The sequence below is a fragment of the Leisingera sp. S2M4 genome (assembly GCF_055398055.1).
Genome location: NZ_AP040862.1, coordinates 160,889 through 187,482 on the forward strand (window position 1 = coordinate 160,889; position 26,594 = coordinate 187,482).

Consider the following 26,594-nt stretch of genomic DNA (forward strand, 5'->3'; position numbering starts at 1 on the left):
TGGCAGGTTTGGACCCGACCTCGCGTTGACGTCCCCCCTTCAGGTTCTCTGCGCATCGCGGATCAGGGCCAACAGGCGGTAAAAGCCGTGCGCCATCTTGGTGAAGGGCGTGAGCAGAAAGAAGGTGAGCACCGCACCGAGATGGACCGCGAGCAGCGCGGGCATCAAGGCTGAGCTGCCAAACGCATAGAGCGCAAGCCCTGTGAGCGCCACGAAGCCCAGAAGCAGGATGAAGCCAATAGAACCGCTAAAGGCGCCTTCGTCATCCAGCGACCGGTCGGCGCGCAGCTTCAGCGCTGCCATCCAGATGCAGCCCGCTGTCAGAAGGACGCCACCCGGCACGCCCAGCAGTTTTGGCAGCGACCACAGCGGATAAGGGGCGGGCATGTCGAAAGCGTAATGCAGAACCGTGCCGACCGAGGTCGAGGCAAAGCACAACAGAAACCCATACATCACCGCCTGATGCGCGTAACGGCGGGCGTGGCTGAAGCGGTCCTCGTCCTCGAAATTGCAGCCGTCGCCATGCCCGGCCGCAAGGTTCTTCATTTTTGCCGCCATACCGAAGGCCTGCTTCAGATGCGCGAGCCGGATCGGCTCCCCGTCCACCGCGCGCCAGTAGCGCGCCATGCCCACGCCAAGGCTCACCAGCGGCAGCAGGAAGGCGGGTAGGAAGATCGCCACCATCGCATTGTGCGACAGGGCGGCATAGAAGTCCACGCCGCTGCCGCCAAGCGCCCGCAGCGCCCAGAAGATCACCGCGAACCCCAGCGCCAGTGCCAGCGCGATGGCGCCGCCATGGGTGTGGAAGCGGCGCGCCAGCGGCTGCGGCCAGGCATAGGCTTCCCAGCTGTCGCGGCGGACCTCCGCCAGCGCCTTGGGCAGGTTCAGCTCGAACTCATGCGGCGCGGTGTACTGGCAGGCGTAATAGCAGCCGCGGCAGTTGTGGCAGAGATTGGCGAGCTGGGTGATGTCGCCGTCGGAAAAGGCGCGGCCCGCGTGCATGGCCGGAAACACCGAGCAATAGCCCTCGCAATAGCGGCAGGCGTTGCAGATTTCGGCCTGGCGGCGGGCTTCCTGGATGAGTTCAACGGTTTGCATGGGCTGCGGCCTCCCGTCCCGCGATGCGTCCAAAAACGGTTCCGATAGTCATGCCGAACCCGGCGAGATAGCCCTGCCCGAGGATCGAGCCGGCCATGGTCTCGCCCGCGGCCCAGAGGTTTCGAACCGGACCCTCGGCGGTGCGGCACTGGGCGGTCTCGTCGACCTTCAGGCCCAGGTAGGTAAAGGTGACGCCGGTGCGCAGCGAATAGCCGTAGAACGGTGGCTCGCTGATCGGCCGGGCCCAGTTGGTCTTCGGCGGCACAAGTCCTGTGGTGGCAACCCCATCAAGCTCGGTCGGGTGAAACGCCGAGGTATCGCCGCAGGCGGCGTTGAAGGCATCCACGGTTTCGCGCAGCTTGTCCGGCGGCAGTCCCATCATGCCCGCCAGCTCCTCCAGCGTGTCCGCCTTCAGCGGCGGGAAGACCGAGGGCATGAACAGGTTCAGCGATTTCGAGTCGATGATGACATGGCCCACCTGGTCCGGCTGCGCCGCCACCAGTCGGCCCCAGATCGCGTAGCGCTTGGGCCAGACGTCCTCGCCCTCGTCATAGAAGCGCTCGCCGTTCTTGTTCACCACGATAGAAAACGGCACGCAATCGAGCCGGGTGACGATGCCGCCGTCATATTTCGGCGCGCGCCCGTCGATGGCCACCGCGTGGCACTGGTCGGCGTCGCCGATGCTCTCGACACCCTGCTCCAGCAGGTCCGCCAGCACCACCCCGCGGTTGTAGGGCGTGCCGCGGATCAGGAAGTTGCGCGCCGCAGGCCCCCAGGCGCGGGTCAGCCAGTCGATATCCGCCTGGAACCCGCCCGAGGCCACGACCACGCTCTTCGGACGCATCGAGTGTGCTCCGTCCTCATGGGTGTAGTCGACCCTCGTGATCCGGCCCCCCTCCAGTTCCAGATGAGTGACCGCCGCCTCGTAGAGCACCTCCACCCCCAGCGCTTCCGCGGTGCGGTAATAGGCATTCACCAGGCTCTTGCCGCCGCCCATGAAGAAGGCATTGGTGCGCGCCAGCGACAGCGTCCCGGAAAGGGAGGGTTGGAAGCGCACCCCGCGCTCCTGCATCCAGGGCAGACACTCTTCGCTGCTGCGGATCGCAAGGCGCGCCAGATGCGCGTCGGTCTTGCCGCCGGTGACCTTCATCAGGTCGGCAAAATACTCCTCCTCGCCGTAGTCCTCGACCAGCGGCCCCAGCGGGCCGCCGTGCATGCAGCGGAAGTTGCGGGTGTGGCGCGAGTTGCCGCCGCGGTAGGCCTTCGGCGCGGTCTCCAGAATGATCACGCGGGCGCCCGCCTCGGCAGCGGTCATCGCAGCGCAGAGCGCGGCATTGCCGCCCCCGATCACGGCAAGATCATAGGCTTCGGTCATGGCTGTCCTCCTGGCTGAGACCGTCCTAGCCGGAGGAATTTGATTTGACCAATGACGGTTGATCTTCAATTATTGCGATCACCGCATCAATTGGGCGTTTCGCGCTGGCCGCGTATCTATCTGAAGTCAGTCTGTGGTAAACTTGGCGCGGTTTTAGGGTTGGGAAGCGAACCTGAACCCATCAGCGTCATTCAGATAGGCCTCGAAGAAATCCGTAAAAGTTGCGACCAGTGGCGGCAGGGCGTCATAGGGTGGATAGTAGAGTGACAACCACAGCGGCGCAGTTTCCCAATCCGGCAAGACTCGTTCGATCTGCCCGTCCCGCAGTCCATCTTGAACGATGAATTCGGGAAGCACGGCGATGCCAGCCCCTGCAAGCGCCAATTCATACAGGAAATCCCCGTTGTTCGAGATGATGGAACTGCCGGAAGTCACTGTGCGTTTCAACGGGCCTTTGCTGAAGCGCCATGTATCGGGCGTTTCGCGCGAGGAGTAAGACAAGCAGTGGTTGCGATCCAGATCCTCAGGGGTTTGCGGGCGGCTGCAGCGTTCAAATAGACGCGGGGCTGCAACTGCCATTCGGGGAACCTCGCAGATTTTGCGCCATATCGTGGACCTGTCTTTGGGCGGAGACGAAATCCGTATCGCCAAATCCGCGCCTTCATCGACAATATCGATCAGTTGGTCTTCCAGCGTGACGTTCAAGGCAATGTGGGGGTAGGCCAGCCGGAAACTGTCAACAAGGCCCGGCATCAGCCGCATGCCAAAGGACATCGGCGCATTGATCGACAAGCTGCCACGGTGCGGCTGGGTCACCTGTTCCAGGTCCCGGGTCACCCGGTCAAAGTCTTCGACAATGGCCCGGTAACGTGCCGCGACCAGGGCACCAGTCGACGTAAGCGACACCTGACGTGTCGTCCGCAGCAGGAGCTGGTGGCCGAGGTCTTCTTCCAATCGCGCTACAGTGCGGGTGACCGTGGCCGGGGTCATGCGCAGACTGCGCGCCGCCGCCGCAAAACTGCGCAGCGCGGCAACTTCAAGAAAGACTCGGATCGGCTTCAGATCTTGCATAGACCATTATTGCATTTTCTATAACAGTAAATGCAATAACGTTTCTATTCTTGGAAGTGTCCCCTTCATCTACCTTTGTTCCAACGCAAGACACGCGCTGGAGACAAACCATGATCAAGGACATCCTTGGCCTGCACCACATCACCTCGATGGCTGCGGACGCCAATGAAAACAACAGCTTCTTCACCAAGGTTCTGGGCCTGCGGCGCGTCAAAAAGACGGTGAATTTCGATGCGCCCGAGTTCTACCACCTGTACTACGGAGACGAGGCCGGAACCCCCGGATCGGTCATGACCTACTTCCCCTTCGGCCGCATGCCCCGCGGAACCCGCGGCATCGGAGAGGTTGGCATAACCGAGTTCGCGGTTCCCAAGCAGGCCCTCTCCTACTGGAAAAACCGCCTGTCCGCCTTTGAGGTCAAAGGCCTGGAGCAATCCATGGCGTTCGGAGAAAACCGCCTCACCTTCGACGGGCCGGACGGCGACAGCTTTGCCCTTGTGGAAAGCGACCATCGCGGCCGCACGCCGTGGACCGGGGCAGATGTTCCTGAAGAGACCGGGATCCTCGGGTTTCACGGCGCCCGTTTCCGCCTGCGCAACGCCGCGGCCACTGGAGAGCTTCTTGAATTCATGGGCTACCAAAAGGCCGAAAGCGGCCACGGTCTGACCCGTTACGTGGTCGAAGGCGGCAATGCGGCCGATACCATCGACCTCGAGGAACTGCCCAATGCCCCGGTTGCGGGCGAGGGCGCGGGCTCGGTGCATCACATCGCCTTTGCGGTGGAAAACCGCACCGTCCAGGAAACGGTCCGCAAGGCATTGCTGGACACCGGCTACCAGGTCACTCCGGTAATCGACCGCGACTATTTCCACGCCATCTACTTCCGCACACCCGGCGGCGTGCTCTTCGAGATCGCCACCAATGAACCGGGGTTCAACCGCGATGAAGACAGCGCGCACCTGGGCGAGGCGCTGAAGCTGCCCGCCCGCTATGAACCCTACCGCCAGCAGATCGAGCAGCTTCTGCCGCCGGTCGCAGCCTGAGGACCTGTCATGTCCAACGACAATTATCACGCGCTGACCAAGGCCGGCAAACCCGGTGCTCCGCTGGTCTTCGCCTTTCACGGCACCGGCGGGGACGAGACCCAGTTCTTCGGCCTCGCGGAGCAGATCCTGCCGGAGGCGTCCATCGTCTCCCCCCGCGGGAACGTATCGGAGATGGGCGCGGCCCGCTTCTTCCGCCGCACCGGCGAAGGCGTCTACGACATGGCGGACCTTGCCCGCGCGACCAAGGCGATGGCGGCCTTCGTTGCGGCCCATAAGGCCGCGCATCCGGACGCTCCGGTCTATGGCTTCGGCTATTCCAACGGCGCGAACATCCTGGCCTCCGTGCTGATGGCACAGCCCGGCCTGTTCGACCGCGCCGCCCTGCTGCATCCGCTGATCCCGTGGCAGCCCGCACCCGCGCCGGGACTGGCTGGCCGGAAGGTGCTGATCACCGCCGGGCGGCGCGATCCGATCTGCCCCTGGCCGCAGAGCGAGGCGCTGTTTGCCTGGTTCAAGGCCCAGGGCGCGGGCTTGCGCACCGAAACCCACGGCGGCGGCCACGAGCTGCGGCAGGGCGAGATCGAAGCGCTGGCGAAGTTCCTCAGGGCCCCGGCATTGGAGGATGCGGCATGACCCTGCCCGGCTTCGCTGCCCCGCCCAACTTCCCTGTCCTGCCCCGCTTCCCTCTCCCGCCCGCCGCCGCGCGCGCCGCGGCAACAGCCCCCGCCTGAGCCCCTGCGGCGGCACCGGCAAAGACGCCCCCACCCCAACGCACTCCAAGGAGCACCCCATGTCCAAGCTTGAAGTCCTCACCCCGCAGAACAGCCAGCTGATCTTCATCGACCACCAGCCGCAGATGGCCTTCGGCGTGCAGTCGATCGACCGCCAGACCCTGAAGAACAACACCGTCGGGCTGGCCAAGGCCGCGAAGATCTTCGGCATTCCCACGACCATCACCACGGTCGAGACCGAAAGCTTCTCGGGCCGCACCTACCCCGAGCTGCTGGACGTCTTCCCCGAAGCCCCGCTGCTGGAGCGCACCTCGATGAACTCCTGGGACGACCAGAAGGTGCGCGACGCGCTGGCCAAGGGCGCCGCCGAGGGCCGCAAGAAGATCGTGGTCTCCGGCCTGTGGACCGAGGTCTGCAACCTCACCTTTGCCCTGTCGGCACTGAATGACACCGACTACGAGATCTACATGGTGGCCGATGCCTCCGGCGGCACCACGGCAGAGGCGCATAAGTACGCGATGGACCGGATGGTGCAGGCAGGCGTGGTGCCGGTGACCTGGCAGCAGGTGCTCCTGGAATGGCAGCGCGACTGGGCCCGCAAGGACACCTACGACGCCACCATCGCGCTGGTTCAGGAACACTCCGGCGCCTACGGCATGGGCGTCGATTACGCCTACACCATGGTGCACAAAGCCCCCGGCCGCAGTAGCCATGGCGGAGAGACGCTGGCACCGGTCCCTGCATAACCGGCAGGACCACGCCCAGCCGCCTGCCGGGAGCCCCCCGCTCTCTTCGCTAGCGCCCGGCAGGCTCTAACAGCTCCAAAGGAGGCTTACGAATATACCAGACCTGAACCTCCGCCGCGCGCTCGGGGCTGGATGACAGCCACTCCCATTTGATCCGGACTGGCTTGAATTGCAGAATGGAGCTGCGCAGGAGACCCCAAGGACACTCCGAGTCCGCCCGGCGGCGATATCAGGGACCGCGCCATGGGCGACGCAAGCGGCGCTTAAAGCCCTTGACCTGCGCCGGGATGGCCCCACCGTTTGCCATGACCCCAAACTCGCCCGACTTCCTCATGAGCCTTTCGAAAGGAACACGCCAATGAGCTGGAACCCGACCCACAATCCTGAATGCCCCGAATGCGGCGATGCGATCGATACCCTGATCATCCCGCGCGCGCGGGATCTTGGCGGGTTTGAAGTCCGCCGCGCGCTGCCATCGGTCAAACGGCAGATGGTCGGGCCTTTCATCTTCTTCGATCAGATGGGGCCGGCGGAATTCATCACCGAGGGCGGCATCGACGTCCGCCCGCATCCGCATATCGGCCTCGGCACCGTGACCTACTTGTACCAGGGGGAGTTCGAGCACCGCGACAGCCTTGGCACCCACCAGATGATCTATCCCGGCGAGGTGAATTGGATGGTCGCGGGCAAGGGCGTCACCCACTCGGAGCGCACCAGCGAGGAAACCCGCGCGACGCGACACAGCCTGTTCGGGATCCAGACCTGGATTGCACTACCCGAAGACAAGGAGGACATTGACCCTGGGTTCGAGCATCACAAGAAGGACGCGCTGCCCGAGATTATCGATGCCGGTGCCAAGGCCAAGCTGATCCTCGGCAGCGCCTATGGCCAGCACAGCCCGGTCACCATGCACAGCGAAACATTCTACCTCGATGTGACGCTCGAGCCCGGTGCTCAGTTTCCCCTGCCCGATGACCACGAGGATCGGGGAATCTATGTGACCGAAGGCTCGATTGAGGTCGCGGGTCAGAGCTTCGAGGCCGGGCGGATGATGGTTTTCCGACCGGGTGACTCCATCAGTGCCCGCGCGGGCGCGCGTGGCGCGCGGCTGATGCTGCTGGGCGGTGCGACGATGAACGAAGGCCGCTACATCTGGTGGAACTTCGTATCGTCTTCAAAAGACAAGATCGAAGAGGCAAAGGAAGCGTGGAAGGCCGCTGACTGGAACAATGGCCCGTTCAGGCTGCCCCCAGGCGACGAGGACGAGCATATCCCAATTTCACCTGAGCTGGACCGTACGAAGCCGCGAAAAGGATGAGCGACCGCATCTACTGGGCCAGTACTTCGTCCTCGCCAATCGCGCTTCGAAGTTTGGCTATGTTGTTGTTTAGTTGTTCTTTAGGGCGCGCCAAGTGAAACCCGCCCTGGCGCGCCTGCCGCGATGTGGGATGTTCAGATCTGCCGAAAGGACAAGCGCACGGCCAACCGGTCCAGTTCTGGTGTCACCACGACCTGGCTGGTAGAACATCCGCAGGCTCTGCCGTAGTCAGCTTCGATCCCCGGAATTCCGTTTTCCCGTGTTCTTCGAAGCCGTTGATCCAACAGGAACACCCGCTGTGGTGGCGCTCCCGCCAAAACCTGGGTCGGTGGCATGGACCAGGGCGGTTTACTCCAACAAGCCGCGCTCGGTCAGCACCTTGCGCGCGACACGGAAGCATTCAAGCGATTGTGGCACGCCGCAGTAGATGCCAATCACGTGAATGATCGATCGGATCTCCTCCTTGGTGACCCCGTTGTTCAAGGCGCCTTTGCAGTGAATTTCCCACTCGTGCATCTTACCCAAAGCGCCAATCATCGCGAGGTTCATCATCGAGCGTGTCTTCGCGTCGATAGTGTCGTCGCCCCAGCCAAAGCCCCAGCACCAGGCCGTCATCGCCTCTTGAAACGGGCGCGTGAAATCATCGGCAGCGGCAAGGTTTTTTTCGACGTATTCAGCACCCAGCGTGGATTTGCGCTGCGCCAATCCACGCTCGAACAGATCGTCATCCATTTTGATACTCCTTGGTTTTGGTTCGACAGGCTTTTCACAGGCGTGCCGGATCGTTTTGATTGCTTAGCAGGGGATTTTTCTGACCACTTGGTCGTGTAGCGTCGCTAGGCCCTGCGGTTTCCGCTGGCTGTCGCGCCAGATCGCCCAGGGCACAAATGCTGCACTCGGCGCCGAGGACGCGCGTTTTTCAGAGCGGAATATGCGGCGGGGCTTTCGCCCCCTCATCCCCTTCAACATTGATGCTTCTGATCATCATTACGGCAGAGGTTGCAGAAGTGGCAAACAAATGCTCCGAGAACCGGGTGCCGCACATGGATTGACGTTGCAGCTGGACCAATAAGGTGAGGCTGATCATCACCAATCAGGCCGACGCCTCCGCAGATCCCTGTGGCGCTTCAGTGCCGAGCCGAGGGCCCTGCTGAAAGGAACCGACTAAAGCTTTTTATTTGACTGACGGGTGGATCTACAGAATTAGTGCGATATGAGCATCAATTATGACTTCGGTGATCTCGAGGCCTTCCTTGCAGTCAAGGAGACCGGCAGTTTCCATGCTGCGGCAGAGCAACTGAACCTGTCTCAATCCGCCATCACCCGACGGGTGGCGAAGCTTGAGCAGGCGCTGGACACTCGATTGTTCGAACGGACCACCCGCGCGGTCAAGCCAACGCTTGCCGCCAAGCGCCTTCAAGCCCGGGCCGAGGCCATTCTGGAAGACGCCCGCGAGACCACCCGCGCGATGCGCGACGATAGCGTGGCGTTTGCCCATCAGCGCAGCGCGGTTGTTGCCATTGCACTGGTTCCGACCTTGCTGTCTCGGTTGGTGATCCCGGCCCTCGGCCAGTTTCACGCGACCGGTAGACGCGCCCGATTGCGGTTATTGGATGGCAGCGCAAATGGGGTCGCCGAAGCCGTGTCACAGGGGGACGCGGATTTCGGCCTCTGCTCGCTGCCTGCGCTGGAACCCAACACCGATTTCGAGCCTCTTTTCGAGGACCGCATCATGGTCGCCCTGCCAAAGGCGCATCCGCTGGTCGGGCGCACCTGTGTTACGATTGCTGAATTGGCCGAGACTCCGTTGATCCTGCCGGCTCGTGGGACCGGCAACCGGGTGTTGATCGACGAAAGTTTGGCCCGGGCAGGCATTCCCCTCGTCTGGACCATCGAAACGAGCAGAAGCTCGACAGCCTTGGAGCTCGTCGGCCAAGGGACGGGGGCGGCGTTGCTGCCAGAGGCAATCCTGAGAGGCCCCTTGGCCAGCGGTGTTGAGATCACCAGTCTTGAGGGGCTAGATATTGCCCGACCCGTCGGCCTGCTCACACGACTGGGGCAATCGCTGTCTCCGACAGCTGAGGCGTTGAAGGACTGCATTCGCAGCGCGGTCTGATCCTCTGCGGCGCCTAAAGAATTGTGTCACAAAAGGTCGCCGTCGAAACTGTCTGTCCGGGTCGACTGGCCACGCAACGCCCGCACGCGAACACGTTGTGCGGTCTCGATATGCGTCCGCATTGCGGCCTCTGCCAGTGCACCATCGCGTGCCTTGATTGCATCGAGCACAGCAAAATGCTCCTCGACCGCCTTTTCGGCCCGATCCGGTTGCGTGAGCGTCGTCGGGCCAAGGATCATCATCGTCTTTTGTAGCGAATGGATCGATCGGGTCAGGAAGCGATTCTTGGCAGCATCCAGCAAGGCCGCATGAAATTGCCTGTTCAATGTAAAAGCTTGCGGCGTGCTTCCAAGGGCCGCCAGCGACCGGTTCATATCGTATAGCTCTTCAAGCTCGATATCCGACGCCGCCCGTGCCGCAAGCCGTGCGGCAGTCCCCTCGAGAACGGCGCGCATTTCATACAGCTCCATAACCTCCGCATAGTCTAACCCGCGAATGCTTGCGCCCTGTCTTGGGACATGGGTCACGATGCCATCCGCTTCGAGTTGGCGGATCGCTTCGCGAACCGGTGTCCGCGACACACCAAGACGTTCCGCCAACTCGGTTTCACGCAAGCGATCACCAGCTGCCAGACGCCCCTCACGCAGTTCGCCCAGCAGCCGCATGTAAGCCGTGTTGCCCTGCGGGCTGCTGCCCTCGTCGCTTGTCATGGTGATCTCGCTCACAGTTCATTCACTTATTGTATCCATCTGGATACAATAGTACACAAGAGGCGGTCAAGAGTCGGCGGAGGCAGCCATGAACAATTCACTTCTCCAGATCCCCAGCGCCCGGCGCTTCCTTACCTTGGCCATTGCGGGTTTCGGCGCTGGACTGTTTTGGATGTTGTCACTCCCTTTGCCATTCCTTTTCGGGCCGATGGCTGCCTGTTTGATCGCCGCTCTGGCGCATCTTCCGGTGAAAGGGTTCGGGCAGGTGTCGGTCGCAGCGCGCACCATCCTGGGCGTCGCCGTTGGCGCCTCGATCACGCCCGATCTCTTGCGGGAGCTGCCGCAAATCGCGCTGTCCGTGGCCTTGGTACCTGTGTTCATCACGCTGATCGGTATGGTCGGGGTTCCCTTCTTCCGTCGCGTCTGGGGGTTCGACGCGCCCACGGCATATTATGCGGCGATGCCAGGTGGATTGCAGGACATGGTCGTCTTCGGGGCCGAGGCCGGCGCCAACCCGCGCACGCTGTCGTTGATCCATGCCACGCGGGTATTGCTGATTGTAACGCTGGCGCCTGCATTCCTAACCTTTGCCTATGGTGCCGAACTGACAAATCCGATCGGTGCGCCTGCCGTCGAACTGCCACTGCAAGAGCTCGCCCTGATGGTTGCGGCGGCGCTGATCGGCTGGAAGGGGGGCGAGCGCCTCGGACTTTTCGGTGCGTCGATCCTTGGACCGATGATCGTCACTGCCTGCCTGTCGCTCGCCGGGTTCATCCACTACCGCCCGCCAGCAGAGGCAATTCTGGCCGCGCAATTCTTCATCGGATGTGGAATTGGCGTGCATTTCCTCGGCATCACCTGGGCAGAGCTGACACGAGTGGTCCTGGCTGGGGTTGCCTATGTACTGCTCCTGGCCGTGCTTGCGGCAGCGTTTACCGCGTTTGTGACCATGCTCGGGCTTGGCCACCCGGTGGAGGCGTTCTTGGCCTTTGCGCCGGGCGGACAAGCGGAGATGACCGTTCTGGCGATCGTGACAGGGGCCGATCTGGGCTTCGTGATCTCTCATCACCTGACCCGCATTGTCTTGGTGATCGTAGGTGCCCCTGTCGCTGCAGCCCTTATCGCGCGTAGACGTCTGGATTGATCATGTGGATCGGGTACCCGGCTGCATAGGCGTTGACCTGCTCGAAAATGTCCGAAAACTGCTTGTCGAACTCATCTTCTGTAACAAAGCCGATGTGCGGCGTTGCGATCACATTCGGATGGCTCAATAGCGGATCATTGGGATCGGTCAGCGGCTCGTTGTCAAATACGTCCAGTGCGGCCATTCCCGGTCGCCCCGCATTCAGCGCATGCAGCAGCGCGCCGGGCGCGATCAAACCTGCGCGGGAGGTGTTGACCAGGACCGCGCGGTCGGACATGCGGGCCAGATCCTGGTCGGTAATGATACCGCGGGTCTCGGGTGTCAGGCGCAGGTGCAGGGAAACGACATCGCTTTGCGCAAAGAACGCATCCCGGCTGGGGGCCACGATCTCGCCATCCGCTCTGGCCCGGGCGCGGCCCGCGCTGGAAGACCACCAAGTGACCTCCATGCCGAACGCACGGGCGTAGTCCGCGACCACGCGACCAATCCGGCCATAGCCATAAAGCCCCAGACGCCGACCGCGCAATGTGCGCCCGACACCCATCTGCCAGCCACCTGCCTTGGCACTTGCCATCTGCTGCGGGAGTTCGCGCATCGCCGCAAGGATCAGGGCAAACGTGAGCTCGGCCGCCGCGTAGTTCGCGCCGTCAGCCCCCTTGTTGGAACACAAGAGCACTCCGTGGTCGGTGCAGGCCTGCACATCGACATGGGGATGCGCACCGCGCTGAGAGATCATCTTCAGATTGGGAAGCTTTTCCAGAAGAGTGCGGGTGACCGGGGTGCGCTCGCGAAACAAAACGACACAGTCGGCGTCCTGCAATCGCCTCGCCAGTGCGGCCTCGTCAGGCTCGTGGTCCGTCCAGACAGTGACGTCATGGTCTTTCAGCAGCCCAAAACACGGCAGACTGCGCAACGTGTTGAACCAATCATCTAGGATATGAACCTTCATGTGTTGCCCCTGTTTCCTTATCACCCTTGGCCGGACAATGCCTTGATCGCTTTGCTCACCCGTTCGTGCAAAATCAGAAGGTCAGGATTTTTCGCACCTTCCTGCCCGATCTGCGCCGCCAGACCAGAGCGGATATTTTCCAGTTCGCGGCAGGTGTGCTTCAGTTTTTCGTAGTCGGTCATGGCTTCTTCCTCAATGCGACAACAAGACGGGGATGCGGGCTTTGGCCAGCACCTCTGCGGTCACACCCCCCAGAAAATCTTCACGAAACTTGGAATGTTCATAGGCTCCAAGCACCAGCAGCGTCGGATCCTGACGTCGGCAGTACGCCAGCAGCGTCGCAGCCACAGGGTGCCGCTCGGGAAAGTCCTCATGAAGGGCTTCGATATCGTGGCGATCTAGGTGCTTTAGCAGGTCAGCAATAGGCCAACCGCCATGTTGGCCAACTGTAATCACACTGACCCGGCTTTTACCTTCCAGCAGACGCAGGCTATCCGACAATGCCCGTGCCGCGGCGCGCCCTCCATCCCACGCCAGAGCGGCATGAGAATGACGCGCGCCCGCCGCGTAACCTGCAGGGACCACGACCACCGGGCGTCCGGACATCAGCGCGATGCGGTCCGGGTGCAGGGTAACATGTTCATCGTCCGTGTCGTCATGTGCCCCGACGATCAACATGTCATAATAGCGGGCAGCTTCTGACAGCACGGTGTCTACTCGCCCTGTCACGTCTTTCAGCTGAAGTTCTCCCGAAAGGCCGAGTGCTCGGCATTCCCGCTCGAAAAGCTCCTCGATCCCGCGTAGCACCTCTGAGTTCGCCTGCTCCAAGAGGGCACGCGCCTCCTTGGGAATCCAGCGAGAACGCCGGTCGATCACCTCATGCGACGTATGCGCAAGCATAGCTGTCACATGGGCGCCGTCGATCTGGGCCAGCGATGCCGCATAGCGCAACGCCGCCACCGAGCCTTCCGAGCCGTTGAAGGCGACCAAAAGGTTCATCACCGGCATCTCAAGCGCCCTCCCAGATCCGCGCAGGCACGTAGATCTTGCCGTCAGCCAGTTTTCGGGCGGTACGCAGAAGGCCCGCGGAATTTAGCGTGAAATGGTTGTTCATCTCAAAGTCCACCAGCACATCAATGGTGCCGGAGGCATGTTCCAGCACCACGCTGGCCGGGCTTTCGGTCGGGCGGTCAAGGAGCCCGTCCGCCACGCTGCCCGGCGTCAGCGCGCAGGACGCGAGACACTGCGCGCCGGTCACGGCCATCGACGGATGCGTGTTCCATGGCATGAAGTACCGTGTGGCGATGGTGCCGCCGTCCCGGGCGGGGGCAAGCAGGCCGAACTTGGGGGTCACGGACTTGGACACGTCTCCCATGCCCATGGCTGCCCCTGCCTCGAGCCGGATCGCCTCCATCCGGGCGAAGAAGTCGCGGTTTGCGTCCAGTTCGGCCACGGTTTCATAGCCGGTGAGCCCGAAATCGGCGGCGCGGGCGATCACCATCGGCATCGCCACGTCCATACAGGTGACCTCAATGCCATCAAATTTGTCGCGGAGATTGCCGGTAGGCAAGAAGGCCCCGGTGGCCGATCCGACCACGCCCATGAAGTTCAGCGCCACTGGCGCGGCCTTGCCCGGCACCCCGGCGATCTCGGCATCGCCCGCATAGGTGAGCCTGCCTTCCGGGGTCTGCACGCGGGCCACCACCCGGGCGCCGGTGTTGACCGCCCGGATCTTCACCTCTGTCTCCCCTGCCGTAGCCTGCACCAGCCCCATCTCGATCGCCGCCGGGCCGACGCCAGAGAGAATGTTGCCACAGGTGGGCTTGAAATCGACCAGCCGGTCTTCGACCGAGACCTGGGCAAAGAAGTAGTCCACGTCCGCCCAGTCGTCCTGAGAGGACGACAGCATGGCGACCTTGGTGGTCACCGCGGCTCCGCCGCCAATGCCGTCGATGTTCAGCGGATGGCCGGAGCCGAGCGCGGCCAGCAGCACCTCGGCCAGGGTTTCGCGGTCCGTGGGCAGGTCGGCGCGGTTGAAATAGGGCCCGCGCGAGGTGCCGCCGCGCATGAAGACGTAAGGAATGCCTGTCTGTGTCATGTCATCTCTTCCGTTGGATCACTTCAGCGGCCACGGCAGGTCCACCGCCTGCTGCAGCAGCCCCGGCGGGAAATCGCGGTTCAGAGCACCCGCCATCACGCACATCAGCGCGATGCCCGCGGCGGTCAGGATCAGGGTTTTCGGCCAGGGTGACTGCGCCCGCACCCGCAGGAAGGCGACGAGGAAGCCCAACAATGCCAGGATGAAGCCGGTGAAATACGTTGCCACGATCAATCCGGCGAACCAGGCCAGCGTGCCCCAGAGGCCATAGGGCGCATCCGCATCCTCCCCGGCGACTTCCTTGTCGGCAAAGACCGCGTCGGTCTCGGGCCGCAAGAGCATCTGCACCAGCAGGATCAGCAGCGCAGTGAGGGTGATACCGCCCACCGCCAGCGGGATGATCTTGTCCGTCATGTTGTAGTCGGGGATCATGTTCGCGTTGATCAGCGCGGCGACCACGTAGGCCATCAGCAGCATCAGAAAGACCAGCGGTGCGCGCTTGGACCCGGATTTGACATCGCCCTCGGCCATGATCGACTTGGCCTGGCGCAGGCCCAGCACCACCGAGACCACGGTGACGATCAGCAGCACGATCACGATCGGCGAGAACAGGTAGTCCAACCCCTCCTCGAAGGACTTGCGGAAGCGGAAGGACGCGATCTGGAACGCCTGATTGGAGAACTTCTCCACCGGGTTGGACAGCACGAAGCCGATCAGGAAGGCCGGACGCGACCAGTCGAAGCGGCGCAGGAAGATGCCGATCAGACCGATGGCGAACAGCGCCAGAATGTCCTCGAAGTTCTGCCCGGACTGGAACGCCGCGAAGGAGATCAGCATGAACAGGAACGGCGCGAGGTAGGTGAAGCGGATCGTGGTCAGCTTGGCGATGCCCCCCGAAGCCGCGATGCACAGGATGGTGCCCACCACATTCGCCAGCGCCAGCAGCCAGACGATGGAATAGGTGATGTCGAGATTGTCGCGCAGCATCGAGGGGCCGACCTCAATGTCGCCCGAGCCAAGGAGCGCGATGGCGCCGATGAAGATCGCCATCGAGCCCGAGCCGGGGATGCCGAACAACAGCGTCGGTACCAGCCCGCCGCCTTCCTTGGCGTTGTTCGAGCTTTCCGGGCCGACGATGCCGCGGATCTCGCCCTTACCGAAGCCGGATTTGTCCTTGGTGCTTTGCACCGCGTGGCCATAGGCGATCCAGTCCACAACCGAACCGCCGAGCCCCGGGATCACCCCGACTACCACACCGATCAGCGAGCAGCGCACCGAGAGCCACTTGTTGGCCACCCAGTCCTTCACGCCTGTGCCCCAGCCGGCGCCCAGTTTCGCGTCCTTAGCAATGGAGCGGTCCTGGCGCAGCAGCGAGACGATCTCCGGCACTGCAAAGATGCCGAGGCCCACGATCACCAGCTTCAGCCCGTCGGTGAGGTAGGGAATGTCATAGGTCGCCATCCGCAGGCTGCCGCCCGCGTCGGCCTCGCCGATGGTGCCGATCAGCATGCCCAGCCCGGCTGCGGCCAGCCCCTTCAACGCCACACGCCCGGCCAGAACCGCCACCATCGACAGGCCCAGGACCGAGATCATCAGCATCTCGGGCAGGCCAAAGGCCAGCACCAGCGGCCGCGCCACGACGATGAACATGGTGAGGAACAATGCCCCCACCAGCCCGCCGAACAGTGATGAGGTGAAGGCCGCCGACAGCGCCCGCGCCGCCTGGCCCTTCTTCGCCAGCGGGAAGCCGTCCAGCACCGTCGCCTGGCTCGCGGAGGAGCCGGGAATGCCCATCAGCACCGAGGCGAAAGTGTCCGAAGTCGGCACCACCGCCACCATCCCCACCATCAGCGCGAGGCCCAGCACCGGGTCCATGCCGAACATGAATGGCAGGAGCAGCGACAGGCCGGCAATGCCGCCAAGCCCGGGGAACACCCCCACGGCCAGCCCCATCACCACGCCCAGCACCAGGTAGCCCAGGACCACAGGTTGCAGAATTAGCGCCCATGCCTGGCCAAGCGCCGGCATGGCGGTAGCGAAAACATCCATCGCCCCAACCTCAAGTTGTTCGAAAAGTGTGGAAAAACAGGCCCCGGCCGCTGCCGGGGCCTCAGGCATCTTCGCTTATTTCAGCGAAACGCCGTAGGCTTCCTGAAGCCAGTTGGTCACGAACGCCTTGGCTTCAGGCGAAACGCTTGTGCCCGCCTTGGTGGCTTTTTCGGCGCCTTCGCCGACGAAGACGCCATATTTGCCCACCCGCTTGGAAGCGATCGTGGCGAAGTCCTCGCGGTTGCGCACGGCATCGAAGGCGGCGGCGTAAGCGTCGCGCACATCATCCGGGGTGCCTGCGGGCAGGAAGGCGATCTTTTGCACCGGGAAGCCCGCCACGAAGAAGGCTTTCCAGGCGTCCCATGCCTCGCCCTTGGTCTCACAGCCGTCGGTGGCCTCGCAAACCTCCTTGAAGGTCGGGATGTCCGGGAAGGTCGGGTCGCGCACGATGTTGCCGTCCTCGTCCAATGCGCCCCAGGTCATCATCGGCACGGCTTTGCCTTGGGCGACGAGGTCAGCCGAGGCGCCAAGGTAGCCAGAGGAGGTCTGATAGTCGATGGTCGCTTCACCGCGTTCAAACATCAGGCGGCCATCTCCCCGCCCTTTGATGCCAAAGACCGGCTCCACGTTCATGCCAAGCATCTCCCACGCGAGCAGAGGTACCAGGTCCAGCCGTGTCGCGCCCTGAGAGCCATAGATGAAGTCGATGTCTTTCAATGCGTTCGCGGAGCCATCGAACTTGGCGCCGTCCTCGGCGTTCAGATAGGCCACGCCGCCTGTACCGGAGGCCATGACAGGAACCCAATCGCTGTATTCGTAGCGCACGCGTGGATCATCCAGCAGATAGGGGAACTGGGTCGAGCCCGAGGTGCCGAACATCAGCGTGCCATCCTCGTGCTCTTGCTCCTGGAACCAGTTCGCCCCCTTGGTGGATCCGGCACCCGGCATGAACTTCACGACCACCGTCGGATTGCCGGGCAGCTCTTCAGACAGGAGCGGTGCAAAGAAGTTGGCCCACTTGGCGGAGCCACCTGTTTCCGAGAACGGGATCACCCATTCGATCATCTTGCCGGAAAAGTCGACCTCGGCAAAAGCCGGGGACGCGATAAGGGCGGCTGCCGCAACCGAAGTTGCAAGTTGCTTGATCGTCATTGGTATCCTCCCGAAGATCAGCCTAACCACCGACATGTTGCCGGTCGGTACGTTCGATTTTATGCAAGGGATACGAATCCCTCCTCCAATTGGGAAAATTTGCCGTTCCAACCTTGCGCGAAACTTGCGCAACCTGACAAAGTTTTAAGCATGCGAATTGCAGTGATCGAAGATAACGAGGCTCTCGCTCATGGAATTGCCTCACGTCTGCGCGAACGCGGGCATTCCGTCGATGTGCTGCATGACGGGGACGCCGCCGACACTTTTCTCAGGCAGGAAGGAGCGGATCTGGTCGTTCTTGACCTGAACCTGCCCGGTCGCGATGGGCTCGAAGTCCTGCGGGCGCTGCGGCGCCGGGGCGACGGCACGCCGGTTATCCTTCTCACCGCCAGGTCGGAAACCGCGGAGCGTGTGAAAGGGCTGGATGCCGGTGCCGACGACTACCTTACGAAACCGTTCGAGATCGACGAGCTCGAGGCGCGCCTGCGTGCAATGGCGCGCAGGAAGGACCTGCAGTTCACCGCGCGGGATACGCTTGGGCCTTTGGTGTTCGACCGTACCAGCCGCCAACTCTTGCAAGACGACAAGCCGCTCAAGCTTCCGCGCAAGGAAGTGGCGACGCTGGAATGTCTGCTGGAACGGCGAGGACGCATCGTGTCCAAAGCGCAGCTGATTACCCATGTCTATGGGACTGGCACTGATCAGGATGAAAGCGCGATCGAACCACATGTCTCGCGCCTGCGCAAACGGTTGGAACCATTCGGCGTCAAGATCAAGACCGCGCGTGGCCTCGGCTACATGCTGGAGGTCACCAGCAGATGACAGCCCTGTCGCTGCGGATGCGGTTGTTCCTGCTGATCCTGCCGCCACTGTTTCTGGTTTCGATCGTGCTTGGAATCTGGCGCTTCGAGGTGGCACAGCGGACCTCCGAAGATCTGTTCGACCGCAGCCTCCTTGCAGCGGCGCTTGCGATCTCGCGCGATGTTGCGATTTCTGAAGGCGACGCGCTGTCACCGCAGACCCGTCGCCTTGTGTCGAACGCAGGTGGGGGTGAGATTTTCTACCACGTCACCGGGCCGGGGGGGATCTACGTCACCGGTTACGCCTACCCGCCCCGGGCTGAAACCCCGACAAGCCCCGAAGAACCGCAGTTCTTCGTTGCGGACTACCGTGGTGAACCGGTGCGGGTGATGCGCATGTCCGAGACGACCACCATTGGCAATCTCACCGGTGAAACGGCGGTCACCGTCTGGCAACGGGTCGCTGACCGCGACGCTTTCGCCGCCGCCCTGGCCCTGCGTGCCGCCGCCCTGATGGCGGGCTTGATGCTGGCGCTGGCACTGGTCGTCTGGTTCGGTGTTCAAATTGGCCTGCGGCCGCTGAACGACCTGCAGGACGCAATCCGGCGCAGATCGCCTGACGACCTCGGCCAGATCCGCCGCCCGGTGCCAAAGGAGGTGATCGGCATCGTTGCCACTCTCAACCGGCTGTTCGCGCAAGTGCGCAGCAGTTTCGAGGCGCACCAGGCGTTTATCTCGGACGCGGCCCACCAATTGCGCAACCCGGCCTCCGCGTTACTGTCGCTGGCTGAAACCCTGCCTGAAGCGCGCGACCCTGCGCAGCGGCAAGCGCATGAACAGGCGCTGATCGCTGCTGCCCGCAAATCAGCGCGACTTGCCAACCAATTGCTGTCCTTGGAACGGTTGCGGTACGAAGGCGTGCGCAGCGTCAAACGCTTTGACCTGACCGCCCTGGCGGCGCAAATCTGTCGGGATCAGGGGCCAGCGGTGCTGTCGCGTGATATCGACTTTGAATTTTTCCCGTCCCCCAATCCCCTGATGGTCAGCGGCGATCCGGTGTTGGTCGGCGAGGCAATCACGAACCTGATCGAGAACGCCGTTACACACGGCGGGCCGGATATGACCAAGATTACGGTTCGAACGCTTCGAGAGGGGCCGGATGCGGTTCTGTTGGTCCAGGATGACGGGGTCGGCATTCCGGAAGATCAGGCAGATACGGCTTTCCGGCGATTTGGTCAGCTGCGCAGTGGCGAGGGCAGTGGCCTGGGCTTGTCAATCGTTCAGGATGTGATGCAGCGCCACAACGGATCTGTTGAGCTGCTTCCAGTCAGTCTGGGCACGACTGTCCGTTTGTCATTCCCCACCTGAAACTTGCATCGACTGGGCGGTGACTTCAGGGGGAGATCTCAAGTTGCGGCCGATTCACATTTGCCCGCTTCGCTAACTCAGTATTTCATCAAGCCAGTCAAGGAAAACGGCAAGCCTGCGCAGGCCGGACGTGCGCGTGAGATAAAGCGCAGTTATGTCCAGCGGTGCAGCGTCCAGCTGATCCGGGAAAAGCTCAACCAACCGCCCTGCGGCGAGGTCTTCGGTCACCATGAAGTCCGAGAACCGGGCAACCCCCATTCCCCCAAGTACAAGACTGCGCACCGCCTCTCCGTTGGCCGCCTGCACCGAAGCAGGCAACGCAATGGTGCCCACCTCGCGAAATCGCAGCGTATTGATATGGTCTGGCGCGGTAAAGCGGACCTGGCTCAAACCGGCGAGATCTGTCGGTGTCTGCGGCCAACCACAACGGTCCAGGTAGCCCGGCGCAGCGCAGAGCTTCCAGGGCGTCTGGCCGAGCCTGCGTTGCAACAGATCGCTGTCCGAAAGAGGCCCAAAGCGGATCACGACGTCTGCGTGGCTGTCGAGGAGATCAACAAGGCGATCCGTCATGTCCAGGGTGATTTCCACCTCGGGATAGCGCGCATTAAACTCGTGCAGGCGCGGGGCGATCACATGCAGGACAAAGGGCACTGGTGCGTTCACCCTCAATGGGCCCTTGGGTGCGCGCCCACTTTGGGCGAGTTCCGCCAAGACCTCGGTCTGCCTGACAATTTCCTGTGCGGCTTGCAACAACTGGCGGCCTTCTGGCGTCAACTCGATCGCCCGGGTTGTGCGCCGCAGCAAGGAAACCTGCAACAACGTCTCGAGCCGTGTCACGGTCCGCGAGAGCGTGGACGGCGCAACGCCAAGCCGTCGCCCCGCCTCCGCAAAGCCGCCGTCTTCGACCACCGCGACAAAGGCGGCCAGATCCCGTGTCTGAGGCAATTCGTGCATGAAACGCAAAGGCCCTTTGCAAATCTGACTATTCACGCAAAAGTCTAGCAAGTGCATTTGGGCAGGGAAAGCAATACTGGAGTTTACCCCATGCCACTTGCACTTTGGGCGCTGACGATCAGCGCTTTTGCCGTCGGCACGACCGAGTTTGTGATCGTCGGCCTGATCCCGACAATAGCCGCTGACCTTGGCGTCAGCCTTCCTTCCGCCGGCCTGTTGGTCAGCCTCTATGCGCTTGGCGTGACCATCGGCGCGCCGGTTCTGACCGCGCTGACCGGCGGGATGCCACGCAAGACACTGTTGCTGTCCTTGCTGCTCTTGTTCATTGCGGGCAATAGCTTTGCCGCCTTTGCGCCCGGATACGGCAGTCTCATATCGGCGCGCTTCATCACCGGGTTGGCGCATGGCGTGTTCTTCGCGATCGCCTCGACCATCGCCACCAATCTGGTGAGCCGCGATAAGGAGAGTTCGGCCATTGCACTGGTTTTCCTGGGCCTGACGGTGGCACTGGTGACTGGCGTGCCGCTGGGGACCTGGATCGGTCAGACCTGGGGGTGGCAGGCGACTTTCCTCGGCGTCGTAGCGCTGGGTCTGATCGGGCTTGTCGCGTCCGCCCTGCTGGTGCCGACGAACCTGCGCCAGGGCAGCGCCCCCAGGCTACGTGACCAGGCCCGCGTGCTGGTCTCTCCACGGCTGCTGTTGGTCTACCTGATCACCGCCGTCGGCTACGGCGGCAATTTCATCGCCTTCACCTATCTTGCGCCGATGCTGACCGATGTCACCGGTTTCGGAACCGGTGCCGTGAGCTTGATCATCTTGCTGTACGGAGCTTCTGTTGCGGTTGGCAATATCGTTGGCGGCAAGCTGGCTGATCGCATGGGCGCGGTTCCTGCCCTCACGGTGATCTTCGTTGGCCTCTCCGCAGTTCTGCTGGCGCTCGGTCTCGTGCTGTCCTCGCCGATCGCGACCATCGCAGTGATCGCCGTATGGGGTGGCTTTGCCTTTGCAAATGTGCCCCCACTACAGGTCTATGTGGTGCAAATCGCCCGTGAGGTGGCGCCGGATGCCGTTGACGTTGCGTCCGGCCTGAACATAGGTGCCTTCAATCTTGGTATTGCGCTGGGTGCCTGGTCCGGGGGATTGATCGTCGAGACCATGGGCCTTGCCGCCGCTCCTTATGCGGGTGCGCTTGTCGTCGCCGCTGGTATTGTCCTGACCCGCCTGTCCGGCCGACTGGACAAATCCACCGCATCCGCCCGGCCCTTCGCCGCAGAATAACAGAAAGAGGAAACAGACCATGACCATCAAGAACATTGGCCCCGCAGCCATTCCAAATCTTGGCCTTGGCACCTTCAAGATGCAGGAAGGTGAGGCGCGCGAGATCACCATGGCCGCACTCGCCGAAGGGTATCGTCACATCGACACCGCACAGGCCTATGAAAACGAAGCCGAAGTCGGCGAGGGCATCCGTGCCTCTGCAACACCGCGGGACCAGGTTTTCCTCACCACCAAGATCCTGCCACGCGACTTCGCCGCCGACAGCTTCCGCAAGGCAACGGAGGCCAGTCTCAGGGCGCTCGGGACTGACTACATCGATCTTCTGCTCCTGCATTGGCCATCCAAGGACGTGCCGCTGTCCGAGACACTCCCGGTGCTGGATCAGTTGATCAGCGAAGGTAAGGTGCGCTTTGGTGGCGTATCGAACTTCACCGTGCCGATGCTGAAGGAAGCCGCCCAGATCCTGGAGGCCCCGCTGGCGACCAACCAGGTGGAGTTGCACCCGTTCATCGATCAGAGCAAGCTGCGCGCTTACATGGATGAGGTCGGTCTGCCGCTGGAAGCCTATGCACCGCTGGCGCAGGGGCAGGTCATGCAGGACCCTACAATCCGCGAGATCGCCGAGACCCATAGCACCAGCGCGGCGGCGATCGCCGTCGCCTGGCTGCTGTCAAAACCCGGCGTGATCGCCCTGCCCAAGACCGCCAAAGCGGAGCGTCTGGCAGGCAATCTGGCCGCTGCGGAGATCAACTTGAGCGCTGATGAAATTGCGCGCATCGACGCGCTGGCAAGACCCGATGGGCGGATTGTCTCGCCTGATACACTTGCGCCCGCCTGGGACGACTGATGCCAAGCGCCTCGCCGAACACGGCGGGGCCTATTTCACCGGGATGATTACCCCGGCACAGGCTGCGGCGTCACCGCCGCAGCAATCCTGCAGCAGGAAACGCACCACGCCATTTACGGTATCGAAGTTCGGCGCGTAAAGCACCTCGCGGTGCTGCCGCTCCGCTGTGACCAGCCCGGCCCGCTTCAATGTGGCAAGGTGCCCGGATACCGTCGACGGTTTCAGATCCAGCAGACGGCCCACCGCCATCGCGGGCGTGCCCTCGGGCCCACGCTGGACCAGAAGCCGAAAAATCTCCAGCCGCGCTTCATGTGCGAGGGCACTAAATGCGTCGATAGCCGGGGCGCTATTGTCGAGAGGCTGCTTCATATTACGCAATTACGCGAAATAAGGAGTGTTGACAAGCACAGGCACCAGCCGTAATTCGGACATCAATTCGAGAATACGCGAAATGAAAGATTGATTATGGAGAACAGAATGGCCGATACCTCCGTACACCCTCCCGAGGACGCCAGGATGGGCCGCTTTGAAGGGCTGCTGACCCTGTGGGTGGCCTTGGCGATGGCTGCCGGGATTGCCGTCGGCGCGCTTGCGCCGGGCCTCGTCAATGCGGTCGCTGCGGCCGAAGTTGCATCGATCAACTTCGTGGTTGCTGTGCTGATCTGGGCGATGGTCTATCCGATGATGGTCAGTGTTGACTTCGGCGCGGTCGCCGGCGTGGCCAAGCAACCCAAGGGGCTGCTCGTCACCCTGGTGGTGAACTGGCTGGTCAAGCCCTTCACCATGGCGCTGCTCGCTGTGGTTTTCTTTGACCACGTTTTTGCACCATGGATCGCGCCGGAAGACGCCGCACAGTATATTGCAGGGCTGATCCTTCTGGGCGCTGCACCCTGTACCGCCATGGTGTTTGTCTGGTCGCAACTGACCCGTGGCGACGCCACTTACACTTTGGTGCAAGTCTCGGTGAACGACCTCATCATGGTGGTGGCCTTTGCCCCTATCGTCGCCCTGTTGCTGGGGGTGACAGACGTGGTCGTGCCTTGGGACACGCTGCTTCTGGCCACGCTGCTTTATGTCGTCCTGCCATTGGTGGCCGGGCTGATAACCCGCCGCGTGCTGGGATCGCAGGCCGCCATCGACGCCTTCACCGCGCGGATCAAACCGCTGTCCATGACCGGGCTCATCGCCACGGTTGCCATCCTGTTCGGCCTGCAGGGCGAGACCATTCTCTCTCGGCCCGGTGTGATCCTGCTGATTGCCGTACCGATCCTGATCCAGTCCTACGGCATTTTTGCCCTCGCTTACGGGGCTGCCTATGCGCTGCGCGTTCCGCACAAGATTGCCGCGCCTTGCGCGATGATTGGCACCTCGAACTTTTTTGAACTGGCCGTAGCCGTCGCCATCAGCCTCTTCGGCCTGAACTCGGGGGCGGCGCTGGCGACCGTGGTCGGTGTGCTCGTCGAAGTGCCCGTCATGCTGTCGCTTGTGGCCTTTGCCAATCGAACCCGCAGTCGTTTTCCGAGGGGTTGACCGATGATCGTCATGCATCACAATCCCGACTGCGGCACCTCGCGCAACGTGCTGGCCTTTATCCGTGCCAGCGGCGTCGAGCCGGTAGTCGTCAATTACTTGGACGAAGGTTGGACCCGCCCACAGCTGCTGGCGCTGTTCGCGGCGGCCGGGCTTACACTGCGGGAGGCACTCCGCGAAACGAAATCGCCCGCGCTGGAATTGGGCCTGTTGGAGCCCGGCGTCACGGACGACCGCATCCTTGATGCGATGTTGGCGCACCCGATCCTGGTCAATCGCCCGATTGTCTGTACTGCAAAGGGCGTCCGCCTCTGCCGCCCGTCGGAGCAGGTGTTCGACCTCCTCGACACTCTGCCCACGGGGCCGGTCTACAAGGAAGACGGCCAGATGGTAATAAATGGAAATGGAGACCGCATTTGACCGATACCCCCCAACTGCACAGCACCAGACTTGCCAGCATCGACCCCGCCGCGCTGTTTCCTGCAACACGCAGCCAGCACGCGCCCCGAATTCTGATGCTATATGGCTCGCTGCGGACGCGTAGCTTCTCCCGCTTTGCCACCGAAGAGGCGGCGCGCGTCCTGCAACACCTCGGCGCGGAGGTCCGCATTTTCGATCCACGTGGCCTGCCCTTGCCGGACAGCTGTGAAGCAGACCACCCCAAGGTCGCCGAACTGCGGGATCTTGTGAACTGGTGCGAAGGCATGGTCTGGTCCTCGCCCGAGCGCCACGGGGCCATGACCGGCATCATGAAGGCGCAGATCGACTGGATCCCTCTCAGTCTGGGAGGAGTACGGCCGACTCAGGGCAAGACGCTAGCCGTCATGCAGGTCTGCGGCGGCTCGCAAAGCTTCAACACCGTGAACCAGCTGCGCATTCTCGGGCGGTGGATGCGCCTGTTAACGATTCCGAACCAGTCTTCTGTTGCCAAAGCCTGGGACGAATTCGACGAAAACGGGCGTATGAAGCCTTCGCCCTATTACGACCGGATCGTCGATGTGATGGAAGAACTCGTCAAATTCACTCTGCTCACCCGCGACATCAAGGATCACCTCACTGACCGCTACTCGGAACGGGTTGAGAGCCACAAGGAACTGTCGAAGCGCGTCAACCAGTCCAAAGCCGTCGGGTAGCTAGTTGCGTTAATCTAGGTCTGGATACCCTTGTTTTAATTTCACTTTATACCGGCCGAAGACCCGGGCCGCAGCCGCGACAATCCCATCAAGCGCGGCGACGCAATCGCGCTTGATGGGATGCCTTCATTAGGACGCGGATGGTGTCCCTTCAAACAACGCGCGGTCCGCACGTGCGGCCTCGATGAGAGCATCAAAGACCACGCGAACCTTTGCATTCTTTCGCATGTCGTTGTGGCATACGATCCAGAGTTCGCTGAAGTCGTGGGTGATCGGATCGGAATGGCGTACGAGGCCCGGCCATTGTTCCCCCAGTATGACGGGAAGAAACGCCTCTGATTTGGTGCTCGCGGCTAGGCTCGCGCTCAATACCAAGCTGTTGGAGAAAAACTGCGCGGCCCGATCCGCCGTATGCGCATTTTGCGACCGGACGATATGTTCTACAAAGGGGTCACCCAGGAAACCGATCCTGCCAGTGGGCATGTCACTTGCGAGATCTACCGCCTTCTCAGGCGCGTAAACGGCCCAGCGTATCGTCGCCAGCTTGCGACCAAAAAGGGCGCCATCTTTCGGACGCTGCGGACGTATCGCAATATCGGCTTCAAGGTTTGCCAGGCTCAGCGTCTGATTGCCCGCGAGCAGGCTGACCTCTAGCCCCTTATGCGCCTGCCCGATCGCTGAGACATGACGTGCCAGGAAGAATGAAGCCAGCACCTCGCTCGCCGCGATCGTCACTCTCCCCCTCAACTTCTGATCCAGTCCCGTCACCTGTCGCAGTGCTTCGGCGGCGTTCTGCTCCATGTTTTCAGCGGCCGCCACGAGGCGCAGCCCATCCTCATTCGGCCTGTAGGCTCCCTGGTCTCGATGAAACAACGGGCGGCCCAACTTCGCCTCCAGGTCCGCCAGGCGCCGGAACATCGTGGACTGAGTCACGCCCAGCTCCCTGCCCGCTTCGGACATGCGACCGCACCGGGCGATACTCAGGACAAGTCGGTAGGCTTCCCAGTCAATCATGCGTTCTCATTTTCGGGAATCAAATACTCACAAACTTCGATTTATTCGCAAGTCTGCGAAGCGTAAA

The 26,594-nt window shown here is 62.3% G+C and carries 28 protein-coding genes; 13 read left to right on the plus strand and 15 right to left on the minus strand.

Going from position 1 to position 26,594, the window contains the following annotated elements; genetic code table 11:
• Nucleotides 1-39: 39 nt before the first annotated feature.
• The 3 genes from tcuB to ACZ52D_RS17100 form a co-directional block, all read right to left on the minus strand.
• Nucleotides 40-1,098 (minus strand): tricarballylate utilization 4Fe-4S protein TcuB, encoded by a 1,059-nt coding sequence (tcuB, locus tag ACZ52D_RS17090; RefSeq protein ID WP_464443481.1) that lies wholly within the window; start codon nt 1,096-1,098, stop codon nt 40-42.
• The gene (gene tcuA, locus ACZ52D_RS17095) at nt 1,085-2,473 is read right to left on the minus strand and encodes an FAD-dependent tricarballylate dehydrogenase TcuA (RefSeq protein WP_464443482.1); all 1,389 of its coding nucleotides are present in this window, start codon (nt 2,471-2,473) and stop codon (nt 1,085-1,087) included. The genes tcuB and tcuA overlap by 14 nt, the downstream gene beginning before the upstream one ends.
• A 153-nt stretch (nt 2,474-2,626) precedes the next feature.
• Entirely contained in the window at nt 2,627-3,544 is a 918-nt protein-coding gene (locus ACZ52D_RS17100; protein ID WP_464443483.1) for a substrate binding domain-containing protein, read from the minus strand.
• A gap of 110 nt (nt 3,545-3,654) precedes the next feature.
• On the opposite strand from ACZ52D_RS17100, the gene ACZ52D_RS17105 reads away from it, so the two are divergent.
• The 4 genes from ACZ52D_RS17105 (at nt 3,655) to ACZ52D_RS17120 (ending at nt 7,385) form a co-directional block, all read left to right on the plus strand.
• On the plus strand, nt 3,655-4,587 hold the full coding sequence (locus ACZ52D_RS17105) for a VOC family protein (RefSeq protein WP_464443484.1): 933 nt from the start codon (nt 3,655-3,657) through the stop codon (nt 4,585-4,587).
• A 9-nt stretch (nt 4,588-4,596) separates the two neighbouring features.
• Nucleotides 4,597-5,223: an alpha/beta hydrolase gene (locus ACZ52D_RS17110; RefSeq protein ID WP_464443485.1), complete on the plus strand. Its 627-nt coding sequence runs from the start codon at nt 4,597-4,599 to the stop codon at nt 5,221-5,223.
• A gap of 157 nt (nt 5,224-5,380) precedes the next feature.
• Nucleotides 5,381-6,067, plus strand: coding sequence for a hydrolase (locus tag ACZ52D_RS17115; RefSeq protein ID WP_464443486.1), 687 nt, complete (start codon nt 5,381-5,383; stop codon nt 6,065-6,067).
• A 358-nt stretch (nt 6,068-6,425) separates the two neighbouring features.
• Nucleotides 6,426-7,385, plus strand: coding sequence for a pirin family protein (locus ACZ52D_RS17120; RefSeq protein WP_464443487.1), 960 nt, complete (start codon nt 6,426-6,428; stop codon nt 7,383-7,385).
• 348 nt (nt 7,386-7,733) lie between these two features.
• Here ACZ52D_RS17120 and ACZ52D_RS17125 read toward each other — a convergent pair whose 3' ends face one another.
• Entirely contained in the window at nt 7,734-8,117 is a 384-nt protein-coding gene (locus ACZ52D_RS17125; protein ID WP_464443488.1) for a carboxymuconolactone decarboxylase family protein, read from the minus strand.
• 187 nt (nt 8,118-8,304) lie between these two features.
• Nucleotides 8,305-8,472 carry a hypothetical protein gene (locus ACZ52D_RS17130; RefSeq protein WP_464443489.1) on the minus strand — a complete coding sequence of 56 codons (168 nt, stop codon included), beginning with the start codon at nt 8,470-8,472 and terminating at the stop codon, nt 8,305-8,307.
• Nucleotides 8,473-8,598: 126 nt separating this feature from the next.
• Between ACZ52D_RS17130 and ACZ52D_RS17135 the strand changes: the two genes are divergently transcribed.
• Nucleotides 8,599-9,501: a LysR family transcriptional regulator gene (locus ACZ52D_RS17135; RefSeq protein ID WP_464443490.1), complete on the plus strand. Its 903-nt coding sequence runs from the start codon at nt 8,599-8,601 to the stop codon at nt 9,499-9,501.
• 26 nt (nt 9,502-9,527) lie between these two features.
• Here the strand turns inward: ACZ52D_RS17135 and ACZ52D_RS17140 are convergent, their stop codons facing one another.
• Nucleotides 9,528-10,211, minus strand: coding sequence for a GntR family transcriptional regulator (locus ACZ52D_RS17140; RefSeq protein WP_464443584.1), 684 nt, complete (start codon nt 10,209-10,211; stop codon nt 9,528-9,530).
• 88 nt (nt 10,212-10,299) lie between these two features.
• Between ACZ52D_RS17140 and ACZ52D_RS17145 the strand changes: the two genes are divergently transcribed.
• Nucleotides 10,300-11,355, plus strand: coding sequence for an AbrB family transcriptional regulator (locus ACZ52D_RS17145; protein ID WP_464443491.1), 1,056 nt, complete (start codon nt 10,300-10,302; stop codon nt 11,353-11,355).
• Here ACZ52D_RS17145 and ACZ52D_RS17150 read toward each other — a convergent pair.
• From ACZ52D_RS17150 to ACZ52D_RS17175, 6 genes are all read right to left on the minus strand, one after another.
• Nucleotides 11,330-12,304: a D-2-hydroxyacid dehydrogenase family protein gene (locus tag ACZ52D_RS17150; RefSeq protein ID WP_464443492.1), complete on the minus strand. Its 975-nt coding sequence runs from the start codon at nt 12,302-12,304 to the stop codon at nt 11,330-11,332. The genes ACZ52D_RS17145 and ACZ52D_RS17150 overlap by 26 nt on opposite strands.
• Nucleotides 12,305-12,324: 20 nt before the next feature.
• Entirely contained in the window at nt 12,325-12,486 is a 162-nt protein-coding gene (locus tag ACZ52D_RS17155; protein WP_222455636.1) for a hypothetical protein, read from the minus strand.
• A 10-nt stretch (nt 12,487-12,496) separates the two neighbouring features.
• Nucleotides 12,497-13,312 (minus strand): universal stress protein, encoded by an 816-nt coding sequence (locus ACZ52D_RS17160; protein WP_464443493.1) that lies wholly within the window; start codon nt 13,310-13,312, stop codon nt 12,497-12,499.
• A 1-nt stretch (nt 13,313) separates the two neighbouring features.
• Entirely contained in the window at nt 13,314-14,402 is a 1,089-nt protein-coding gene (locus ACZ52D_RS17165) for a 4-oxalomesaconate tautomerase (protein ID WP_464443494.1), read from the minus strand.
• An 18-nt stretch (nt 14,403-14,420) separates the two neighbouring features.
• Nucleotides 14,421-16,451 carry a tripartite tricarboxylate transporter permease gene (locus ACZ52D_RS17170; RefSeq protein ID WP_464443495.1) on the minus strand — a complete coding sequence of 677 codons (2,031 nt, stop codon included), beginning with the start codon at nt 16,449-16,451 and terminating at the stop codon, nt 14,421-14,423.
• Between the two features lie 75 nt (nt 16,452-16,526).
• Entirely contained in the window at nt 16,527-17,603 is a 1,077-nt protein-coding gene (locus ACZ52D_RS17175) for a tricarboxylate transporter (RefSeq protein ID WP_464443496.1), read from the minus strand.
• 150 nt (nt 17,604-17,753) lie between these two features.
• On the opposite strand from ACZ52D_RS17175, the gene ACZ52D_RS17180 reads away from it, so the two are divergent.
• Both ACZ52D_RS17180 and ACZ52D_RS17185 read left to right on the plus strand, forming a co-directional pair.
• Nucleotides 17,754-18,425 (plus strand): response regulator transcription factor, encoded by a 672-nt coding sequence (locus ACZ52D_RS17180; protein ID WP_222455631.1) that lies wholly within the window; start codon nt 17,754-17,756, stop codon nt 18,423-18,425.
• Entirely contained in the window at nt 18,422-19,771 is a 1,350-nt protein-coding gene (locus ACZ52D_RS17185; RefSeq protein ID WP_464443497.1) for a sensor histidine kinase, read from the plus strand. The genes ACZ52D_RS17180 and ACZ52D_RS17185 overlap by 4 nt, the downstream gene beginning before the upstream one ends.
• 72 nt (nt 19,772-19,843) lie before the next feature.
• Here the strand turns inward: ACZ52D_RS17185 and ACZ52D_RS17190 are convergent, their stop codons facing one another.
• Nucleotides 19,844-20,782, minus strand: a complete 939-nt coding sequence (locus ACZ52D_RS17190; RefSeq protein WP_464443498.1) for a LysR family transcriptional regulator — start codon at nt 20,780-20,782, stop codon at nt 19,844-19,846.
• Between the two features lie 33 nt (nt 20,783-20,815).
• On the opposite strand from ACZ52D_RS17190, the gene ACZ52D_RS17195 reads away from it, so the two are divergent.
• Nucleotides 20,816-22,003 (plus strand): MFS transporter, encoded by a 1,188-nt coding sequence (locus ACZ52D_RS17195; RefSeq protein ID WP_464443499.1) that lies wholly within the window; start codon nt 20,816-20,818, stop codon nt 22,001-22,003.
• 19 nt (nt 22,004-22,022) lie between these two features.
• On the plus strand, nt 22,023-22,850 hold the full coding sequence (locus tag ACZ52D_RS17200; RefSeq protein WP_464443500.1) for an aldo/keto reductase: 828 nt from the start codon (nt 22,023-22,025) through the stop codon (nt 22,848-22,850).
• A gap of 30 nt (nt 22,851-22,880) precedes the next feature.
• Here the strand turns inward: ACZ52D_RS17200 and ACZ52D_RS17205 are convergent, their stop codons facing one another.
• On the minus strand, nt 22,881-23,219 hold the full coding sequence (locus tag ACZ52D_RS17205) for an ArsR/SmtB family transcription factor (protein WP_464443501.1): 339 nt from the start codon (nt 23,217-23,219) through the stop codon (nt 22,881-22,883).
• 108 nt (nt 23,220-23,327) lie between these two features.
• Here ACZ52D_RS17205 and arsB point away from each other — a divergent pair, with 108 nt between their 5' ends.
• The 3 genes from arsB to arsH are packed head-to-tail and all read left to right on the plus strand — an operon-like array spanning nt 23,328 to nt 25,513.
• Nucleotides 23,328-24,380 carry an ACR3 family arsenite efflux transporter gene (arsB, locus tag ACZ52D_RS17210; RefSeq protein WP_464443502.1) on the plus strand — a complete coding sequence of 351 codons (1,053 nt, stop codon included), beginning with the start codon at nt 23,328-23,330 and terminating at the stop codon, nt 24,378-24,380.
• A gap of 3 nt (nt 24,381-24,383) precedes the next feature.
• Nucleotides 24,384-24,800: an arsenate reductase (glutaredoxin) gene (arsC, locus tag ACZ52D_RS17215; protein WP_464443503.1), complete on the plus strand. Its 417-nt coding sequence runs from the start codon at nt 24,384-24,386 to the stop codon at nt 24,798-24,800.
• Nucleotides 24,797-25,513: an arsenical resistance protein ArsH gene (gene arsH / locus ACZ52D_RS17220; RefSeq protein WP_464443504.1), complete on the plus strand. Its 717-nt coding sequence runs from the start codon at nt 24,797-24,799 to the stop codon at nt 25,511-25,513. The genes arsC and arsH overlap by 4 nt, the downstream gene beginning before the upstream one ends.
• Nucleotides 25,514-25,642: 129 nt before the next feature.
• Here arsH and ACZ52D_RS17225 read toward each other — a convergent pair whose 3' ends face one another.
• The gene (locus tag ACZ52D_RS17225; protein ID WP_464443505.1) at nt 25,643-26,527 is read right to left on the minus strand and encodes a LysR family transcriptional regulator; all 885 of its coding nucleotides are present in this window, start codon (nt 26,525-26,527) and stop codon (nt 25,643-25,645) included.
• Nucleotides 26,528-26,594: the final 67 nt, after the last annotated feature.

Bases quoted from the DNA above. Each gene is read 5' to 3' on its own strand.
- tcuB (WP_464443481.1), bottom strand. From the start codon at position 1,098: ATGCAAACCGTTGAACTCATCCAGGAAGCCCGCCGCCAGGCCGAAATC.
- tcuA (WP_464443482.1), bottom strand. From the start codon at position 2,473: ATGACCGAAGCCTATGATCTTGCCGTGATCGGGGGCGGCAATGCCGCG.
- ACZ52D_RS17100 (WP_464443483.1), bottom strand. From the start codon at position 3,544: ATGCAAGATCTGAAGCCGATCCGAGTCTTTCTTGAAGTTGCCGCGCTG.
- ACZ52D_RS17105 (WP_464443484.1), top strand. From the start codon at position 3,655: ATGATCAAGGACATCCTTGGCCTGCACCACATCACCTCGATGGCTGCG.
- ACZ52D_RS17110 (WP_464443485.1), top strand. From the start codon at position 4,597: ATGTCCAACGACAATTATCACGCGCTGACCAAGGCCGGCAAACCCGGT.
- ACZ52D_RS17115 (WP_464443486.1), top strand. From the start codon at position 5,381: ATGTCCAAGCTTGAAGTCCTCACCCCGCAGAACAGCCAGCTGATCTTC.
- ACZ52D_RS17120 (WP_464443487.1), top strand. From the start codon at position 6,426: ATGAGCTGGAACCCGACCCACAATCCTGAATGCCCCGAATGCGGCGAT.
- ACZ52D_RS17125 (WP_464443488.1), bottom strand. From the start codon at position 8,117: ATGGATGACGATCTGTTCGAGCGTGGATTGGCGCAGCGCAAATCCACG.
- ACZ52D_RS17130 (WP_464443489.1), bottom strand. From the start codon at position 8,472: ATGATCAGCCTCACCTTATTGGTCCAGCTGCAACGTCAATCCATGTGC.
- ACZ52D_RS17135 (WP_464443490.1), top strand. From the start codon at position 8,599: ATGAGCATCAATTATGACTTCGGTGATCTCGAGGCCTTCCTTGCAGTC.
- ACZ52D_RS17140 (WP_464443584.1), bottom strand. From the start codon at position 10,211: ATGACAAGCGACGAGGGCAGCAGCCCGCAGGGCAACACGGCTTACATG.
- ACZ52D_RS17145 (WP_464443491.1), top strand. From the start codon at position 10,300: ATGAACAATTCACTTCTCCAGATCCCCAGCGCCCGGCGCTTCCTTACC.
- ACZ52D_RS17150 (WP_464443492.1), bottom strand. From the start codon at position 12,304: ATGAAGGTTCATATCCTAGATGATTGGTTCAACACGTTGCGCAGTCTG.
- ACZ52D_RS17155 (WP_222455636.1), bottom strand. From the start codon at position 12,486: ATGACCGACTACGAAAAACTGAAGCACACCTGCCGCGAACTGGAAAAT.
- ACZ52D_RS17160 (WP_464443493.1), bottom strand. From the start codon at position 13,312: ATGCCGGTGATGAACCTTTTGGTCGCCTTCAACGGCTCGGAAGGCTCG.
- ACZ52D_RS17165 (WP_464443494.1), bottom strand. From the start codon at position 14,402: ATGACACAGACAGGCATTCCTTACGTCTTCATGCGCGGCGGCACCTCG.
- ACZ52D_RS17170 (WP_464443495.1), bottom strand. From the start codon at position 16,451: ATGGATGTTTTCGCTACCGCCATGCCGGCGCTTGGCCAGGCATGGGCG.
- ACZ52D_RS17175 (WP_464443496.1), bottom strand. From the start codon at position 17,603: ATGACGATCAAGCAACTTGCAACTTCGGTTGCGGCAGCCGCCCTTATC.
- ACZ52D_RS17180 (WP_222455631.1), top strand. From the start codon at position 17,754: ATGCGAATTGCAGTGATCGAAGATAACGAGGCTCTCGCTCATGGAATT.
- ACZ52D_RS17185 (WP_464443497.1), top strand. From the start codon at position 18,422: ATGACAGCCCTGTCGCTGCGGATGCGGTTGTTCCTGCTGATCCTGCCG.
- ACZ52D_RS17190 (WP_464443498.1), bottom strand. From the start codon at position 20,782: ATGCACTTGCTAGACTTTTGCGTGAATAGTCAGATTTGCAAAGGGCCT.
- ACZ52D_RS17195 (WP_464443499.1), top strand. From the start codon at position 20,816: ATGCCACTTGCACTTTGGGCGCTGACGATCAGCGCTTTTGCCGTCGGC.
- ACZ52D_RS17200 (WP_464443500.1), top strand. From the start codon at position 22,023: ATGACCATCAAGAACATTGGCCCCGCAGCCATTCCAAATCTTGGCCTT.
- ACZ52D_RS17205 (WP_464443501.1), bottom strand. From the start codon at position 23,219: ATGAAGCAGCCTCTCGACAATAGCGCCCCGGCTATCGACGCATTTAGT.
- arsB (WP_464443502.1), top strand. From the start codon at position 23,328: ATGGCCGATACCTCCGTACACCCTCCCGAGGACGCCAGGATGGGCCGC.
- arsC (WP_464443503.1), top strand. From the start codon at position 24,384: ATGATCGTCATGCATCACAATCCCGACTGCGGCACCTCGCGCAACGTG.
- ACZ52D_RS17225 (WP_464443505.1), bottom strand. From the start codon at position 26,527: ATGATTGACTGGGAAGCCTACCGACTTGTCCTGAGTATCGCCCGGTGC.